Below are 18,144 nucleotides of genomic sequence, written 5' to 3'. Positions count from 1 at the left end.
CGACAATCGCATTGCTTGCGAAAATCCATATGAGCGTATCCACATCACCCTTTTTTTCAGTCATCGTACCACTCTATAACAAACGTGATTATATACTTCAGGCGGTTGAGAGCGTACTTGCACAAGGGTACACTGATCTCGAACTGCTTGTGGTAGACGATGGATCGACCGATGGCAGTGCGGAGCTTCTGGAGGCACACGTCAGCGACATCAGGTTGCGGGTCATCCGGCAACTCAACAAAGGAGGCGCCGGCGGCCAAGCCCGCAATACAGGAATGGCCGAAGCGCGCGGTGAATGGTTTGCCTTTCTGGATGCAGATGATCTTTGGTTACCTAACCACTTAGAAGAATTGGCGATCATCGCATTATATGTCGGACGGCCAGCGCTAATTTCGACAAAGCCCATAGAGATGCCCACAGGCGTCATCGTGAAACCGGATCTGCGTAAAGAAAGCTGCATAAGCGAACTTAACTATTTCGAAGCGGCAGGGCGTCAGATCGGTCAGAACAATTGCAGTTCGAGCGCGATTCATCGCGAAGTATTTGAGAGGGTCGGAGGGTTCATCAATGTCCGTAGTGGTCCCGATCTTGAATATTGGTCGCGGGTGGCGCTGGAATATCCCTACGCGTTGTCAGATCGCACAACATCGGTATATTGTCGTGGCAATATGGGTAACATGGAGCAGATAGCCTCCCAGAATACGGACAAACCGCCTCCAAGTCTTAACAAGTTGGCGGACGTTTCGCCTTCTCTGGCAATGCTCAGCGACAAGGCGACAGAAAATCCATCACTATTCGAACGAGAAGATATACGTGCCTATATCAATGGTCGCCTGCGCAGCGGTATGCGCAACAAAATTCGGCAAAGCCTCCCGAGACAGGCGCGTGCTTTGCGCCGTCTGATGTTCGACCCGGTGGATCGGCAAACGCAGGTTTTGACAATAGCCGCCTGGTTGCCCACAGCAGTGTTGCAGCTGTTGAACGCAGGGTATGGTCTGGCTCGAAGCCGGCGATTTTGACAATGACCGTACTGTCCGGTCGCAATCATCGACGTGAACTGGTCATGCAGTATCTGCGTGAACGTCTGCAATACAAACCAAGTATTTACACCCGGGTATATGATCAGATCGAAACTGTATTTATCCACATACCAAAGAACGCCGGATCGTCAATCTCTGAGGCACTATATGGAGTTGACCTTGGCACTGGACAGCAACTGATCTTTTACGGATCAACCGAGCAAAATATAACCGCTATTTTAAGTTTGCAGTCGTTCGCAACCCATGGGACAGGCTCTATTCAACTTTTCGTTATGCCGAGCGTGATGTCCAGCGGTATAAATCCTCACCTTTGGAGTGGATCACGCACTTTCCTGATTTCGAGTCCTTCGTCATGCAAGGTATGACTGAAGAAATTGCCTCACGCCATTACTTCATTGGCTGCCAGGTTAATTACCTGCGCCTGCCTTCCGGCGAGGTCGATCCCGATATCACAATCGGTAAGCTGGAAATGTTGCAAGAGTTTCTATCCAGCCTCACTCCGCTTCTGCCACGTCTTACGGAGGTCGGCGTCAGGAATGCTTCACCTGGACGGCAGCCATTGCATGAGGTCTACTCGGTCGAGATGATCATCAAGGTTCGGCAACTCTTTGCTCCCGACATACATGAATTCGGATATGTTTTTCCAAATTCCGAGCACAACAAACTCTGAGACGGAGGGACTAGAATGATCTACCTAGACTTTCTGCGCACGAGGAGTCTTGGAGCAGTCAACAGACTCCTGTCGCCTACCGGTCTGAAAGTGGTAAGCTCTTTAAAGGGTGGTCGTTGGGGGAAGACAAGGGTTCATTTTCTGCACATTGGAAAGAATGCCGGCACTACCATCTCCCGCGCATGCGAAGCAGCAAACGTGAAAAGCGGAAACACGGTGTTCGTCAAGCATTCGCATTCTGTGCGGTTACGTGACCTACCTTTCGATGACCCGTATTTCTTCAGCATACGAAACCCCGTCAACCGCTTCGTGTCAGCCTTTTATAGCCGAAAGCGAAAGGGGATGCCTAGAGTTCACTATGAATGGTCTGCCAATGAGCAAGCAGCATTCACTCGGTTCGAACATGCTGACGAATTGGCCAAAGCGCTGTTTGTACCGGGTCTGGACGGTGCGGCAGCTTTGAGCGCCATCAAGTCGATTTCACATACCTCGATGAATCAAATAGACTGGTTTAGCGAGATGGGTAACTTCCTATCGCTTCGTCCGCCGGTGCACATCGGTCGGCAAGAGCACCTCCGCAACGATCTGGAAATACTGTTTGTAGCGCTTGGTTTCCCAATGCCCGAACTAGTCGAAGATCCTGTTAACACCCATCGGACTGATTATTCAAGCATACCACCTCTATCCGAAGAGGGTCGTGCAAATATCGAACGCTGGTATTCACAAGACCTTGAATTCTACAAAGTCTGCGAGGCTTGGATTTTCGAACAATCTAAGCATTGAAAGCAAATGATTGACGGTTACATATGAAAATCGCCAATATCCAGTTCACTGGTTTTGGTGGTCTTGCCGCAGTGGTCAATGGGATGATTACCGCACCCGGTGCCGAGGCGCATGACTGGATCATGGGATTTTATGGCGTAGCGCCGCTTGATCCTTCCAATCAGCATTTTTGTAATGCCCACGAAATCCGCTATGCTGTTTTCCAACCACGGCATCGGCATCCCTGGTTAGCTTGGCGCAGGATGGCGCGTTGGCTTGACAAGGAACGCCCTGACGCGGTCCTTTGTCATTCTACAACTGCGATTCCACCCTGCGCATGGTACGCCCATCGGCACCGGGTACCACTCGTCGCTATTGAGCATACTCCGAATGAGGTAAAATCGCGCACAGAATGGGCAGGTAGTCACGCAGCCATGATGATGGCAGACCGTATAGTGGTGCTCACCGATGAGTACAAATCGCTGCTCAGGACAGGTCTCGGAGTATGGTTTCGCGATGACAAAATTCGAACTATCCCAAATGGTGTTGATGCAAAGATATTTCACCCCCGCAAAATTGAGAAATCTAACAGCAATTTGTGTGCTGGTATGGCCGCTCGTCTTTCCCACACAAAGCGACATGACATTCTCTTAGATATTGCGTCTGACCTTGATGTAACTTTCAGATTTGCGGGTGACGGTGAACGCCTGTCGGCACTCCGAAATTGTGCGGCGGTAAATGACACAAACCAAGTTGAGTTCAGTGGATATGTGAGTTCAATTGACATGCCGGAGTGGTTTCGAGGCCTGGATGTTTACCTGCATGCAAGCGAAGGAGAAACTTTCAGTATGTCGATTCTTCAAGCAATGGCCTCTGGCTTACCAATCATCGCCTCAGATATTTCTGGAATGGATGAGATTCTTGGCCAAGACGGGCGATGCGGTGTGCTTGTTCCCAATACACGTGAGGCGTGGAAAGAGGCTATTACCGCCCTGATCAGCAATCCACAACGGCGTACTGATATGGGATTTGCCGCGCGCAACCGAGCCAAAACAAAATTTAGCACATCATCAATGCTCAAGCGCTATCTGGATATAATCAGAGACATCAAGAAGCCGTGAAGCGCATTGTTCATCTTATACCTTACGACGGTATTGGAGGGGTGGAAATCGCTGCGCGCTCAGTACCCACTGGACGCCACGAAAATCTGCATCTCGAACGTCAATACTTGATTAATGCATTGGGCGCGCCCCTTGAAAGAGGCGAGTATCACGGCCTGTCGACATCTCTAAGCAACCCAATAGTTTACTGGCATGCCATTCGTCGCTTGTATTGCAATCCGCCCGATATTCTGGTGGCGTCCTTGTGGCGCAGCGCGTTGGTTTTGATCTTTCTAAAGTTCCTGCGGCCGCGTACGAGAGTAGTAGTCTTTCTGCACTCCGTCCACGACGTCCATCTTATTGACAAGCTGGCAAACAGGGTTGCAATGTATCTTTCAGATGCGATTTGGGCGGATTCAAGCGCTACACTACAGCGACGCGTGCCGCCCTATATGCATCGCAAGGATCGGGTTGTATCGTTTCTTTTAAATCGGCGGCCCTTGCCCGCACAGCGCGATCCGATGCCCGAGTTTATATTCTGGGGACGACTTAACGCGCAGAAAGGTATTGATCGGGCTCTGATACTGTTTGCTGCTATAGTACAACACCGCACAGATGCAAAATTCACAATCATCGGACCGGACGGGGGCATGGAGGGTCGGCTACGGGCGCAAGTGGCTGAGTTAGGGTTGCGTGACCACGTGGTATTCACGGGGCCGATGCAGCAGGAGCAAATTATTGTGAAAGCGTTGCGCGCCTCCTTTTACCTCCAGACAAGTCTCGAAGAGGGCATGGCCCTATCGGTTGTAGAGGCCATGCAGGCCGGTCTCGTACCTGTAGTAACTCCGGTAGGTGAAATCGCCAGTTACTGCCATGATGGTGAAAACGCAGTATTTGTTCAAGACAACATTGCTTTGACAGATACTGTATTGTCTCTACTGTCGGAGCCGTGCCGCTACAGGCGAATGTCCCGAGCAGCGGCAGCGTATTGGCAGGAGAAACCACTTTATCGAGATGATTTTCTTGAGGCGGCAAGAGAGTTAATCGAAGGTTGCGCACATGAAGGCTGAACAATTCTTATTCAATTGTAAACCAGTAAGCTAACATGTGTGGTATTTGCGGTATAGTATCAAAAGCCTCGGCAGAAACATTGGCCGAAACCGTAGATAATATGGCCAATACCCTGCGTCACCGGGGGCCGGATGCTGCAGGTATCTGGGTAGATCGAGAGGCGGGTGTGGCTATCGGTCATCGGCGACTGTCCATCCTTGATCTGAGCCCTGCCGGCGCACAGCCGATGATTTCAACATGCGAACGCTATGTCATCGCTTTCAATGGTGAAATCTACAATCACCTAGACCTGCGAGCTGATCTCGATCAGCGAACAATCGCGTCTGCATGGCGCGGAAACTCGGATACTGAAACCCTGCTCGCGGCGATCGTTCACTGGGGCCTGCGAGAGGCCGTTCATCGTGCCCACGGCATGTTCGCTCTAGCGCTCTGGGATCGCCAGGAAAAACGGCTTCATTTCATGCGGGACCGGATGGGTGAAAAGCCGCTCTATCTTGCGCGACTCTCTGACGGCTGGGCCTTTGGATCGGAGTTGAAAGCGATACTTGCCGTACCTGGATTTGAGGCGCGCCTATGTCGCGATGCCGTCGCCGCATTTCTGGCCTATGGATACGTCCCGGAAACTCATTGCATATTCGAGGGCATCCAAAAGATCTCGCCTGGATGCGTGACGAGCGTTTCATTGGAGGCGTCACCCCCCGAGATCCAAGACTATGAAACATTCCAGGACCTTCTTGAAAATGGTCTTAGAAGGCGCACAGTGCAACTAGAGAATGGTCTCGAACGTCTTGAAGAGGTTCTGCGTACAGTTGTCGAAGAACAGATGCTGAGCGATGTACCATTGGGCTGCTTTCTATCCGGTGGCGTTGATTCTTCGCTTGTTGCAGCATTAATGCAGCGTAGAAGCGCACAACCAGTTCGCACCTTCGCCATCGGGTTTAGTGAAGCGCGTTTCAACGAGGCCCCGCACGCCGCCGCGGTTGCTCAGCATCTCGGGACAGATCACACGGAATTCATACTGTCCGAGCAGGACGCTCTCGGGGTGATCACAACTCTGCCGGAAATCTACGATGAACCCTTTGCCGATTCCTCACAGATTCCGACAGTGCTTTTATGCCGTGAAGCGCGCAAGGTTGTCACGGTGGCGTTGACAGGGGATGGGGGCGACGAAGTATTTGGAGGTTACAACCGCTACGTTTTCGGGCCGCAGCTCTTGTCCAGATTGCAGAGAGTGCCGCGCGGCCTGCGTCGCTCAGCAGGACAAATCGTTTCGGCTGTGGCCCCCAAAATCACGTCGGAAGACGGGTGGCTGCGTCGTGTGGCATCAAGGATGCAATTGCCGGTTACAGCTCTTGACAAAGCCGCAAAACTTTCGCCGCACTTGGGCGACATTGATGACCTGCCGGCTCTTTATCAATTTTTCACCCGGGGCATCCATGACCCCGAACATCTGATGTCGGGCACAACCGCCGTGACAATTCCGGAAATTTCTTTTCCTCTCAAAGGCGCCGAGTGGCTAATGGCGATGGACACTGTGACATACCTGCCAGGTGACATACTGGTAAAAGTGGATCGTGCAGCAATGGCAGCATCGCTCGAAACGAGGGCGCCTTTTCTGGATTCGCGAGTGATAACAGCAGCCTGGGGACTGCCTCCCGAAGCGAAAATGGCCAACGGTATCGGCAAACATGTGCTTCGATCGATTCTTGATCGGCATGTTCCCAGAGACCTAATCGAACGCCCGAAACAGGGTTTCGCAGTTCCCCTGGATCGGTGGCTGCGTGGTGACTTACGCGATTGGGCCGAGGAGCTCCTGTCAGATGATACGCTTTTTGGACTGGCGGGGCTCAAGCCCATCCCTGTGCGTGAGTTGTGGACGTGTCATCAAGCGGGTTCGGTAAACAACGGAACCAAACTTTGGACAATTCTTATGCTTTTGGCGTGGCTGAACCAATATCGTCATCATTTTGTTGTTCCACAGTCAGCCGATACACGTCTTTCTGCTTGTTGATTGAGCGGTTCATATGCTGCCCTACTGGATTTTCTTCATTTTACCCGCAGTAATAGCACTGAGTTCCGCCCCGCGCATTAATGTGCGCGCAGACGGCACGATACCAGTTCGGATTGATTCCGCTTGGATGTTCACGATCCTGATTCTGACGGTTGTGGTTGGCTTCCGCTATGAGGTCGGGGGGGACTGGGGTAATTACTTTCGCTACCTCTTCGGCGCTATGAATCTGAATTTCACTGATTTAGTTACAGTGGAAGACCCCGGATACTGGGCCCTTAACATTATCTCGGTACGTTTTGGTTTTGGAATAACTGGCGTCAATACTCTAAGCGCATTGATTTTTTCGACCGGACTGGTTGTTTTTTGTCAAAGTTTGCCACGACCTTGGGTCGCACTAGCCTGCGCGATGCCTTATCTCGTTACGGTCGTCGCCATGGGCTATACACGCCAGTCAATCGCGCTCGGATTGGTAATGATCGGGCTGGTGATGCTTTCGCGACGCAGGTTGGTAGCTTTCGCAGTTTGGGTTCTACTGGGGGCGCTATTTCATAAATCCGCTGTTCTGATTATACCAATTGCTGGATTATCTATATCCAAAAATCGATGGCTCTCACTTGGCATCGCTGCCGGTGCGACATTAGTTGGTTACTTCGTTCTCCTGGAAGATTCAGCCGATCAACTGATACAGACCTACACTGACGCAAATATACAATCTCAAGGTGCCTTAATTCGACTCTCTATGAATCTTGTTCCAGCGGTCTTGTTTTTGATATACCGAAATCGACTAGTGTTAGCTCCAAGTGAAAGAAAATTGTGGTCGTTGTTTTCCGTCATTGCTATTGCCACATTTGTTGCTTTTTTCGTCACAAATTTGAGCACAGCGCTCGATCGAATGGCACTATATATAATTCCACTGCAGTTGTTCGTATTTTCACACATTCCGGATGCTTTTAGAAAGTACAGAAGCCGGAATCAGAATATTACGATATGGATAATTCTGTATTACGCGCTGGCAATGTTCGTTTGGCTCAATTTTGCTAATCATTCCAGTTATTGGTTACCTTACTCAATAGGAATTGCTTAGTTTTTCAGCCAAACTGTTAACATCGCATCCAAAATTCTCTAGTTAGCGCGATTTCTTACGATCAGTATTTCACGGTATATTTAAAAACCTGAAGTAAATGTTTTCTTGCGCTATTTTATTCCGCTGCCCGGGCAGCCTCTGGAGCATCGAGTAAACCTCGATCGCCACGACCAATACATGCATATGTGAAGCCAGCCTGACGCACCTGTTCAGGCCTGTAGATGTTGCGAAGGTCGACGAGAACCGGAGACGCCATTACGGTTTTCAAACGATCGAGATCGAGAGATCGGAATACATTCCACTCCGTAACAATAACCAGCGCTGAAGCCTCTTCGGCAACTTCATAGGGAGTTTTGCAATACTTCACATTCGGAGGGAGCAACGGCTTTGCCTGATCCATCCCTTCCGGATCATAGGCCTTGATCTCCGCCCCCTTGTCGACAAGCGTCTGAATGATAGAGATGGCTGGAGATTCCCGCATGTCGTCGGTATTCGGCTTGAACGTCAGACCCAGAATTCCGATCGTCTTCCCCCTCACCTTTCCGCCGACTGCGCGAATGACCTTTCTTGCCATAGCGCGCTTGCGCTGTTCGTTCACAGACACCGTCGCCTCGATCAGTCGCGTCGGACTGTCGGCGTCCTGCGCTGTCTTGACAAGCGCCAAGGTATCCTTGGGAAAACACGATCCGCCATAACCCGGCCCGGCATGCAGGAATTTCGCACCGATCCGTTGATCCATACCCATGCCACGCGAAACATCCTGGATGTCCGCGCCGACTTGCTCACAGAGGTCGGCCATTTCATTTATGAAGGTGATCTTCATCGCCAGGAATGCGTTGGCTGCATACTTTGTCAGTTCAGCGGTTCGTCGGTTCATGTGCAGGATTGGAGAAGCGTTCAGATAGAGCGGGCGATAGACTTCCTCCATAAGCTTGCGCGCTTTTTCGTTGTCCGTTCCGATAACGATGCGGTCCGGCCGTTTGAAGTCCTCGATCGCAGATCCTTCGCGTAGAAATTCCGGGTTTGAAACAACGGCGAATTCCGCCTTGGGGTTGGTCTCCGCGACAATCCGTTCGACCTCATCGCCAGTGCCAACGGGCACGGTTGACTTGGTCACAATGACCGTAAAGCCGCTCATGGCGGCGGCTATTTCGCGGGCGGCCCCATAGACGTATGACAGATCCGCATATCCATCGCCGCGGCGGGACGGCGTTCCTACAGCAATGAAGACAATGTCCGCCTGGGATACAGCTTCAATCAGGTTGTCGGTAAACCCCAACCGACCCTGTTCACTGTTTTCTTCGACAAGTACGTCTAGCCCAGGCTCAAAAATCGGCATCCGGCCATTTCGCAACGCGTCCAGCCGTTGCGCATCCTTGTCGACACATATCACATTATGACCGAAATCGGCGAAACAGGCCCCGGAAACCAGGCCGACATAGCCGGCCCCTATCATCACTATGCGCATTGATCGCCCTTCCTTGAACTCTTTGCTACTTGGCGCCGAAACCGGACAAAACTGTACGAACCGTTCGCATGACGATCAGTATATCAAGCCATGGAGAGACTTGCTTGATGTAGAAAAAGTCGTACTGAAGCTTGTGATGCACGTCAGATGTGGACGTGACATGGCCCTGGTTGACTTGAGCCCAACCAGAAATTCCGGGCCTTACCGCATGGCGATAGCGATAAAACGGCAGAGCCGCCTCATAAGACCTCGACAAGGCGACAGCCTCCGGTCTTGGTCCGATCCAACTCATCTGCCCCAGAAGAACATTCAGGATCTGCGGCGTTTCATCGATGCGAAACTTTCTAAGAACGCGACCGAACGGCGTGATGCGCGCATCGTCTTCCTTCGTCATCGAGGCTTCGAGTTGGTTGGCTTCGTTCGCGACCTCATTTCGCATTGTGCGAAACTTGTATGCGTTGAACGCCTGTCCACGATACCCGATCCTGCGGTCGGTGTAAAACACCGGACGGCCCATACTCAGAAGAATAACGGGAGCAACCAGAAGGTACAAAAAAATGAAAAATGGAAGCGCCAGGAGCGCAAACGCCAGATCGAACAGCTGCTTGATCTTCAGATACGCCATATTCGGGATAAGCGAACCAAAATTGTTTTCTGAAAGATGCTCGATGGAGACTTTCCCGGTAACGGACTCGGCCACCTGTTTGGAGTGATAGACCGGAACTCCGTTGATGACGCAATCGGCAATGAACCGCTGCCACTTCTCCGAAAGATCAAATCTGAGATCAGCGACGATAGCGTTGGATCGACCGTACGCGTCTTCGGGTTTCGTAAGCCAGACCCATTCAACATCAGGGATACCGATCAACTTGTCGGCGTTGCCGCCCGGGACCACCAGCAGACGTGGTTTTACGCGCGTTAAAACGAAAAAATGTATGCCAAGAAACCAGACCAGGGACAGAATGTAGCTCGCTATGAATACAAACCGGCTATAGTCAAGGCGGAAGAAAAGAAACGCGGCGGCCATGAGACCAAACGGGATAGATATCGAAATCAGGACGTGTGTACCGGATTTGACGCCCGGATAGTCGCTGAGCCGGCGGACCAGGAACAAGCCAAAAAGAACTGAAAGTGTCGCGCCAATTGCTGCAAAGAAAACTGTGTCCTGGCGTGTAAGATCGAGTTGGCCCGCGCGCACAACCGCCGGCAAAAACACGCAGAATAAAAGAGCGCCCAAAAGCTGGACCCGCAATCTGGTAATGATCGGTTTCGTGCTCTGGTAAAGCGGTTGGCTCGCAGACAGGCTTTCAGGACCCTTGATATCGATTGTCGTCGCGTGTTTGTACATCACGAACTCCTTTCAAGGGCAAAAGCCCCGGGAACATCGCACTTCCTGCACAATGGAGCATTCATCTCAGATATGATTGACATACAAGCATAACATCAGTTGTTCAGACTGGCGTCAAATTTTCCAAGCGCGTGACGACCCGCCGTTCTGACGCCAGAAGATTAAGAAGTATTGCAACCCTGCCTTTTGCGTCAACCTCCAGCAACTTTCCGATGTGGGTGGCGAAGGCCCCGCGGGCAAATGAGGCGTTGTCGCCGACACTTAAAAACCGATACTGCTCGACAAGGCCATCACCAGAGCAGTTTTCCTGCAGCGCTTCTACAAACCCGCTCGGCAAAACGCCAGGCTTTTGACTTTGCATGAGAAGGTTTTTAACCCCCAGAGTTCCGTTTATGGATCTCCAGCGAGTAGCGTCTTCTTCGTATGCGACAAACAGATATCCCGGGAAAAGAGGTTTCCTGAGTGCGCGTTCCAGACCTCCCCGCAACACGATTTTTCTGATCTCGGGGAAGAATACTTCAAAACCTTGATTTTTCAGTTGTGTGCAGGCCAGACGCTCTCGCGCCGGCTTCGTCGCCACCACACTCCATTTCACCACATGCGTGCCCTTGCAATAACGCCATTACCAATCGTCAATCTACATGATGACGTACTTACATCGTCTTAATCACAAGACATACGGAAACAACATGACATTTTGTTTCAGCAATTTTCAGGAGTTTAATGTACCTTGGCGCAACTTTGTTCGAAGTAGCATGGTGAATTGCCGAAAATGAGATTCGGGATACAGTTTTTGGACAACTCGCGCTTGCACCAATCATCGAGCAGACGATTCATGCTTGATTAGGCCTTAGATGGTACGTAAGTTCGTAACAACGTCTCGCGGGCAAGTCAGCGTGAGCGTTTTGGCGCGACAACCGAGCGATTGCAGGATGACTGACTGCCACTTCCGAGTTTGGACGCAGATGCAGTTTGCGATTCATACGGGCGATGAATTTGATGGTTAGAGTAAATACTCGATATTTTGCAACAGCATGTGCAATCGTCGGTCTAATGTTCCTGACCGCCTGCAACAATACCTCCGATTCCCTTTCGTCGGTCAATGAGGTTGGAAATGTCGGCGCAACAGACGGAAACCTCAAGGTCGTCAAAGTCCTGCCTCCTCCGCCCAATACGAACAGCGGAGCAGACGAATTGATTTCGGCAAGCGATCTTCTCGAAGTTGATGTCTTCCAGGTCGACGACCTCGACCGAACGGTGCGGGTGGACTCCAATGGCAAAATATCACTCCCGCTGATAGGCGCCGTCGAGGTCGCTGGCAAAACCGTTCCATCAGCCGAAGCGGAAATCGAACGCATTTACGGAGCCAAGTACCTTCAGTCGCCTGAAGTAACGATCTTCATGACGGAATCTGCCGGGCAACGGGTAACAATGGATGGAGAATTTTCGAAACCCGGCATTTATCCGGTGACGAGCAACATGACATTGGTTCAGTCTTTCGCTTTGGCTGGCGGTCTCTCCAACATCGCAGATGACAGCAAGGTCTACGTTTTCCGGAAGTTCGGCGACAAGACGCTTGTAGCAAACTACAGCATCAAATCCATTCGGGCAGGCAAACAGCCTGACCCCAGAATATACGGGGGCGATGTCGTCGTCTCATTCACCTCTGCAGGCAAAGTTGCTGCCAAGAACCTGAGGGAAGCCCTTGGCATCGCCACCTCCGCCACAGGTCTGGTGCCCGGGATATGATACCCTTGTACGATGAGACACCAACGGGATTTGTCACATGATGCGTGACCAACCACCGGTCCCCATGGTTTATCCGGGGCAGCAAGGGGGCGTGCCGGCTTATCCTGTACATCATCATCCATATGGGTATGGACCATACGCCGAACCCGCGCAGGATGAAGATGGCTTTGATCCGTTAAAACTCCTCTGGTTTGCGGTTCATTATCGCTGGATGATCGCATCGTTCCTTTTTGTAGGCGTTGTTTGCGGCGTTCTCTTCACATTTATGCAGACGCCCTACTACAAGGCTTCTACAAAGGTGGAAATTCTTACGCAGGGCGCGCGCGTTATAGAAGATCTGGAGGTTGTTTCTCAGAGAAACGACAGCTTTGCGTTTGAAACGGCTCGACAGAAGATGCTGTCGCGAGATCTGGCGCGCCGTGTCGTTTTCGCGCTGAATCTCACCGAAGATCCCGAGTTTCTGGCGCCAAAGCCGTCGTTTTCCTTGATGAATATCTTTCACAAGGCTTTCGGCACGAGTTCCTCTAACAACGTTGCGGATTGGTCACCGGAGAGACGCGAGTCAATCGCTGTCAATCTTGTAAGGCAGGGGGCATCTGCGACACCGGTCAGAGGCACCAGTCTGATCAACCTTGAATATCATCACCCGGTCGCCAAATACACGTCTCTCGTGGCCAATCAGCTCGCAAAGAGCTATATCGATCAGAACATAGACCAGAAAAGCGAAACCACCACTCTTGCTCGTCAATTTATCGAGGATCAGGTCCGGGAAACAAAAATACAGCTTCAGGATTCGGAAAAAGCGCTTGTCCAATACGCCCAGCAAAATGGCATAACCCTGACCGGCGACGACGCCTCTCTTGTTTCAGGGAATATCAGTGAGATAAACAGCGCGCTTTCCGAAGCCATTCAGGAACGTCTCGCAGCTGAACGCTATTTTCAACAAATCGAAGACGGCAACGCCGCCGCACTGCCTGAAGTCTTCAGCAGTCCGTCCATTCAAGCCAACAAGGAAGCCATATCAGGTCTGAGAGCTACCTATATGGAAAAGCTGGCCACACTAAAGCCAGGCTATCCCGAGATGCAGCGTCTGCAGGCGCAGATCAACGAACTGCAGAAACAGATGAACGCCGAAATTTTGGCGATCGCGGACTCTGTGAAACTCAAATACGAACAGTCGAAACAGAAAGAAGCGGCGTTAAAAAAGGAATTGGCGGGGCTCGAGGCCGAGCAATCTAAGTTTCAGGAAAAGAATATCCAGTATACGATCCTGAAGCGCGAGGTTGATTCAAACCGCGCACAGTATGAATCCCTCATCAGCAAATTGGGCGATGTCGGCATTGGCTCGGATCTCAGATCCGCCAATGCATCCATCGTCGACCTGGCGCTTACTCCCGGATCACCGTATTCGCCTCAGCTTTCGAAAAACCTGATCATTGCGTTTGGGCTGTTCGGGCTTTTCGCAGTCGCCACGATTTATGTGTTGGAACTTCTCAACAATACGTTCACGATCCCGGATCAGCTTGAAGACGAACTGAAAGTCCCTGTTCTCGGAACCATTCCACAGGTTCCTGAAAGCGAGATTTCAGAAGCGTTTCAGAACCCGGCTTCGCAATTGTCTGAAGCCTATCGCACGTTGCGAACGTCGGTGCAGTTTACAGGAACCGACGAGAGCATCCGAACACTGGTCGTGACAAGCGCAGAGCCATCGGAAGGCAAGACGACGACCGCATTCAAGCTTGCCGAAGATTTCGCCAGTCTCGGCAGACGCGTCCTGCTCATCGACGCCGACATGCGAAAACCCCGCCTGCATCGAATGTTCAACACCGACAATGGCATCGGCCTGAGCAATCTGCTCTCCAATGTCGTCAAGAGCGGCACTGCGATGGACATCTTCAGGAAGACGAGAAATCCGAACGTCACTTTCCTGTCGGCGGGAACAATCCCGCCCAACCCGGCCGATCTGTTGGTCTCGCAAAAAATGGGTTTGACAATCCATTATTGCAAGAAGCGCTATGATCTCGTCATTATTGATTCTCCGCCCGTAATGGGCTTGTCCGATGCGCCGATCCTTGCCCGTCAGGCTGACGCCACCTTGATGGTGGTTTCTGCAAAACAGGTTACGCGAAAGGCGGCGAAAGCTGCGCTCAACCGGTTGAAGTCGGCTGGCGCAAATGTCGTCGGCTCCACATTGACCAAGTTCACCATCAACAAACTCGACTACAATTACGCTCATCGTTATATGCACTACAATTACTACTCATATGCAGGCGCCGAAAATGCGCGTCTGGAACACCATGGACGAGATGATGAGGAAACCAATTTCGATGTCGCTCGTTCGACTACTGCTGTTGGTGATTTCTTTAGTCGTATTGCTCGCCGTTTTAGTTAATACACGCAGCGGACTTTACGCCGAAACTGACCCGGAACATGCAGTATCAATCAATCCTCTGAACGCCGAGGCGCGCGTCAGAATGCTGACAGCGCGCCTTGCCGAAGACGCATCAGGAAATGATGCGGACACCATTCGCCAAATCGCCATGACCGGTTCGGTTTTCGAACCAGCCGACGCGCGTTTCTTAAGCCTGATTGGTCTGTCAGATGAAGCAGCAGGCAACAACCAAGAGGCGCAGAAATATTATGAGGCGGCGCTCGAAGTTCTTCCGATCGAAATTCAGGCGCTTGGGCGCAGGTTTGTCTGGCAGGTGGGAAACGGCGATTTCGATCAGGCTGTCAGCACGGCTGAAACAGTCTACCGCCGCTGGCCTCAATATCGCCAAATCATCACTCCTCACTTGCTGCAGATACTCTCTGATCCGTCAGGGTATCAGGAAGTTGTCAACAGGTTCGCCAACCTGCACGGAGGTCCTGTCTGGCTGATCAATACTCTTTCCGTTGGTCCCGAAACCGCCTTGCTGGTCAATCGGCTGGTGCTCGATTTCAACAAAAGGGGACAAGGCGACTTGCGACCAGCCATCAACCGACTTACAGACCGTCTGTTTCGCTGGGGATACGCTGACGCTGCCTACCAACTGTTTCTAAACACCTTGAACGAATCGGAAAAAGCCGAGAACGGGTACATATTCAATGGCGATTTCAACCTGCAGCCCAATGGCAACCCGTTCGACTGGAAACTGAAAAATCAATCCGGAATGGACTTCTCGATTATTGATCTTCCGTCGGGAACCGGGCGCGAGAAAGCGCTTCAGGTCCGGTTCCTCGACAATCCCGTTCGCTTCAACACGGCCGTGATGTTGACACGGCTCCCACCGTCACGTTTCACATTGACGATCGACTACGCCACCCGAAGCTTGAGGGGCCCAAAGCCTGTGCGACTGGTTATCGATTGTCTGAATGAACGCAAGGCAACAGAATTGACCAGTGTCGAATTCGCCATCGGCGGCAGCTCGGAACAGGTCGTGAGCTCCGAATTCACCATTCCACCGGTTAATTGCGAACTGCAGCGCCTGAGGCTCGTCAATGACAACTACGTTGAGAGCTGGAACAACCGGTATTCGGGATCGCTTCTTCTGAAATCAGTCGAATTATCACGCATTCAATAGGATGAAGTTCCTGGGAAAACTTCAATGCGTTCTATGGATTTGACTGGAAAAATCTGGACTGGCGAATTGCCGATACGGCACAGAAAACGCCAGCAATACATGGAGCTTAGGTCATTCATTCGCTGAACGACAAAATTCGCATCAACTACACCGGGGTCATCATCGTACTTGCCATGATTCTCGGGGGTGGGACGACCCAGCGTCTGTGGACGGACCACGTCCTTCAGATCCTGATGCTGCCCGCCATCGTAATCGGATTTTATGGTTATGATAAATGGCGTCTGGACACAGTGACAAAGACACTTGTGTTCGCGGTCATTGCCGTATGTTTGCTCCAGTTCATGCCGTTTAGCCCACACGGCGCCATACCGGGGACGGAGGGTTTGATCCCGTCACCACGTTTCTGGACAATGTCGGCTCAGGGCAGCATTGAATCGATACTCTTCACCCTGCCTCTCGTTGGCCTTTTTGTCTTTATCTCTTGTTTCGGCGAGTATGAACATCAACTCCTCGTCCGGTACCTGTTTCTGGGTTTTATCATCAACCTTGTCGCCGGCGTAATCGAGCTCTCATATGGATCAAACGTGCAGATCGGAGGCGTTTTTCCCTACACGATCACCTCAGGGCTGTTCGCGAACGAGAACCATTTTTCAACGCTTATATTCATGATGATCCCGCTCATCGCCTGGCGCTTCATGTGGTACGCAAAACAACCGCTTATCTATGTTGCGCTTTCTTTCTTGCTAGTCGGTTTTCTCTTTGCAGTAGGTTCGCGCGCCGGCATGGGCATATCCGCAGCTCTCGCAGTTTTGTGCCTGTTCTGGAAGGCGACAGAAAAAGATGGCCCCCTCATTCGGATAGCAGCGTTCGGCGTGTTGCTGGTTCTTGCTGTGATCAGTTTCCTTTTCCTTGAATCCGGCTCGGAGGTTGATGGCGATCTTCGACTTGTCTTCTACAAGAACACAATCAGCGCGATTTCCGATTTCTGGTTCGTCGGGACAGGCTTGGGAACATTCATCAATATTTATCCGATGTTCGAGCCTCAGGTGGATATGACCCGGGAGTTTGCGAACCACGCTCACAACGACTATCTGGAACTGCTTCTGGAAATCGGCTTCCTGTTTTTCATTCCGTTGATCGGGCTTTTTCTCTTTCAGCTATTCAGACACGCCATGCGCTCTTCGCTCACCCAGGCTGCTACTCTCTCGGTTCTTGCAGTGTTGTTGCACAGCGTCGTCGATTATCCCTTGCGCACCATGGCGATCGCCACAACCTTCACAGTGCTGCTCGCAATAATCCTGAGCAAAGGAGATATGACATTCACCCCGCTTCGGGAGGAAAACAGATCTCCACGCCGTAGAAAAGGAAATGAAAACGACCATGTTGCGTCTGGTCAACACAGGCAATCACGCAGACGATCAAGTTCCTCAAAGCCGCAAAGCCTCGGGGAAGAATTGATTGCGCCAACTCATCGCAAGCAACGCAGGAGCAAGCGTTCCGGATCGCAAATGCGCGATCGTTCTCAAGACAAATCTTGACGCATGAGAGGCTTACGGGGCCGGCTCATCCAATCACAGTGGACCTCTGGCAGCGCCAATCAGGCGCTGCATTCTACTGAATAGGCCCCGGTCAGCTTTTGCCAGCAAGCAATTGCATAAGCGACAAGATATTTGCTGAACTCCCTGGCGTAATCCCGAAAATCTGACGAGTCGTCGAAGACACTGATACGTTCGACGCGACGTCCATCGAGTGCGAACTCCAGCAAAAGCGATGCCCGCGGCATATGATCGGAAGAGGTAATCAGGACAATCGGTAGGTGCGTTGGGTTTCTCAAAAGCCAGCAACGGGCTTCATTGGCGTTTGAAAATGTATTGTCGGCGCGGCTCCCGAGAACCAGTATTCCCTCCGACAAATCGCTGCGAAGTTTATCGTCGAGATCAAACTGGTTTGCGAAACCCTCAATCGTCATTCCCGCCCGCGAATTGACCCCGGATACAAACAAGCCTTCAAGCTTGTCGCTCTGAAGCAGTTCCAGTCCCTTTCGCACCCTGACAAATTGACCCGTAAAGACGACGCCGAGCCCCCCGTCATCCATGTTGGTCGATTGTGTCCGCTCATGGAAATCCGCAAGGGCGGTGGAGAAGACAATCGCAATCGCGAGAGCCGGAAGCCACCTGAACAATCTTGAAAACTTTGGCCTTCGCACCTTCTATGCACCACAATTCAAACAACGACAGACATGATACCCAAGATCGCCCGAGTCCTGGATATAATGAAC

General features: G+C 51.5%; 15 protein-coding genes and 1 pseudogene. 12 read left to right on the top strand and 4 right to left on the bottom strand.

Features of this window, described 5'->3' with window-relative positions; genetic code table 11:
• The first annotated feature begins 29 nt into the window (after positions 1 to 29).
• The 8 genes and pseudogenes from K1W69_RS03300 (at position 30) to K1W69_RS03270 (ending at position 7,738) form a co-directional block, all read left to right on the top strand.
• Positions 30 to 1,019 (top strand): glycosyltransferase family 2 protein, encoded by a 990-nt coding sequence (locus tag K1W69_RS03300; RefSeq protein WP_220226905.1) that lies wholly within the window; start codon positions 30 to 32, stop codon positions 1,017 to 1,019.
• A 211-nt stretch (positions 1,020 to 1,230) separates the two neighbouring features.
• Positions 1,231 to 1,392: pseudogene (locus tag K1W69_RS27510) on the top strand (sulfotransferase family 2 domain-containing protein); the annotation flags it as partial.
• Positions 1,393 to 1,710 carry a hypothetical protein gene (locus K1W69_RS03295; RefSeq protein ID WP_258570789.1) on the top strand — a complete coding sequence of 106 codons (318 nt, stop codon included), beginning with the start codon at positions 1,393 to 1,395 and terminating at the stop codon, positions 1,708 to 1,710. It abuts the pseudogene before it with no gap.
• A gap of 15 nt (positions 1,711 to 1,725) precedes the next feature.
• Entirely contained in the window at positions 1,726 to 2,493 is a 768-nt protein-coding gene (locus tag K1W69_RS03290; protein WP_220226904.1) for a sulfotransferase family protein, read from the top strand.
• Positions 2,494 to 2,516: 23 nt separating this feature from the next.
• Positions 2,517 to 3,593 carry a glycosyltransferase family 4 protein gene (locus tag K1W69_RS03285; RefSeq protein WP_220226903.1) on the top strand — a complete coding sequence of 359 codons (1,077 nt, stop codon included), beginning with the start codon at positions 2,517 to 2,519 and terminating at the stop codon, positions 3,591 to 3,593.
• Positions 3,590 to 4,642: a glycosyltransferase family 4 protein gene (locus K1W69_RS27400; RefSeq protein WP_220226902.1), complete on the top strand. Its 1,053-nt coding sequence runs from the start codon at positions 3,590 to 3,592 to the stop codon at positions 4,640 to 4,642. The genes K1W69_RS03285 and K1W69_RS27400 overlap by 4 nt, the downstream gene beginning before the upstream one ends.
• Before the next feature lie 35 nt (positions 4,643 to 4,677).
• Complete coding sequence (gene asnB, locus K1W69_RS03275) at positions 4,678 to 6,654, top strand: asparagine synthase (glutamine-hydrolyzing) (protein WP_220226901.1); 1,977 nt, start codon at positions 4,678 to 4,680, stop codon at positions 6,652 to 6,654.
• A 13-nt stretch (positions 6,655 to 6,667) separates the two neighbouring features.
• The gene (locus tag K1W69_RS03270; RefSeq protein WP_220226900.1) at positions 6,668 to 7,738 is read left to right on the top strand and encodes an EpsG family protein; all 1,071 of its coding nucleotides are present in this window, start codon (positions 6,668 to 6,670) and stop codon (positions 7,736 to 7,738) included.
• A 115-nt stretch (positions 7,739 to 7,853) separates the two neighbouring features.
• Here K1W69_RS03270 and K1W69_RS03265 read toward each other — a convergent pair whose 3' ends face one another.
• From K1W69_RS03265 to K1W69_RS03255, 3 genes are all read right to left on the bottom strand, one after another.
• Entirely contained in the window at positions 7,854 to 9,206 is a 1,353-nt protein-coding gene (locus K1W69_RS03265; RefSeq protein ID WP_220226899.1) for a UDP-glucose dehydrogenase family protein, read from the bottom strand.
• Between the two features lie 25 nt (positions 9,207 to 9,231).
• A complete protein-coding gene (locus tag K1W69_RS03260; RefSeq protein ID WP_220226898.1) occupies positions 9,232 to 10,554 on the bottom strand; it encodes a sugar transferase in 1,323 nt (440 codons plus the stop codon).
• Between the two features lie 103 nt (positions 10,555 to 10,657).
• Positions 10,658 to 11,137 carry a transcription termination/antitermination NusG family protein gene (locus K1W69_RS03255; protein ID WP_220226897.1) on the bottom strand — a complete coding sequence of 160 codons (480 nt, stop codon included), beginning with the start codon at positions 11,135 to 11,137 and terminating at the stop codon, positions 10,658 to 10,660.
• 470 nt (positions 11,138 to 11,607) lie between these two features.
• On the opposite strand from K1W69_RS03255, the gene K1W69_RS03250 reads away from it, so the two are divergent.
• The 4 genes from K1W69_RS03250 to K1W69_RS03235 all read left to right on the top strand — a co-directional run bounded on the left by K1W69_RS03250 (position 11,608) and on the right by K1W69_RS03235 (position 17,404).
• Positions 11,608 to 12,303: a polysaccharide biosynthesis/export family protein gene (locus K1W69_RS03250; protein ID WP_258570788.1), complete on the top strand. Its 696-nt coding sequence runs from the start codon at positions 11,608 to 11,610 to the stop codon at positions 12,301 to 12,303.
• A 37-nt stretch (positions 12,304 to 12,340) separates the two neighbouring features.
• A complete protein-coding gene (locus K1W69_RS03245; RefSeq protein WP_220226895.1) occupies positions 12,341 to 14,695 on the top strand; it encodes a GumC family protein in 2,355 nt (784 codons plus the stop codon).
• Positions 14,631 to 15,866, top strand: coding sequence for a tetratricopeptide repeat protein (locus tag K1W69_RS03240; protein ID WP_220226894.1), 1,236 nt, complete (start codon positions 14,631 to 14,633; stop codon positions 15,864 to 15,866). The genes K1W69_RS03245 and K1W69_RS03240 overlap by 65 nt, the downstream gene beginning before the upstream one ends.
• A 233-nt stretch (positions 15,867 to 16,099) precedes the next feature.
• Complete coding sequence (locus K1W69_RS03235) at positions 16,100 to 17,404, top strand: O-antigen ligase family protein (RefSeq protein WP_220226893.1); 1,305 nt, start codon at positions 16,100 to 16,102, stop codon at positions 17,402 to 17,404.
• Between the two features lie 59 nt (positions 17,405 to 17,463).
• Here K1W69_RS03235 and K1W69_RS03230 read toward each other — a convergent pair whose 3' ends face one another.
• Positions 17,464 to 18,048, bottom strand: a complete 585-nt coding sequence (locus tag K1W69_RS03230) for a YdcF family protein (protein WP_220226892.1) — start codon at positions 18,046 to 18,048, stop codon at positions 17,464 to 17,466.
• Positions 18,049 to 18,144 lie beyond the last annotated feature (96 nt).

It is taken from the genome of Flavimaribacter sediminis (assembly GCF_019492055.1).
GTDB lineage: Bacteria > Pseudomonadota > Alphaproteobacteria > Rhizobiales > Rhizobiaceae > Flavimaribacter > Flavimaribacter sediminis.
Note: the sequence above shows the minus strand (reverse complement) of the source record. Positions and strands in the feature narration are given on the sequence as shown.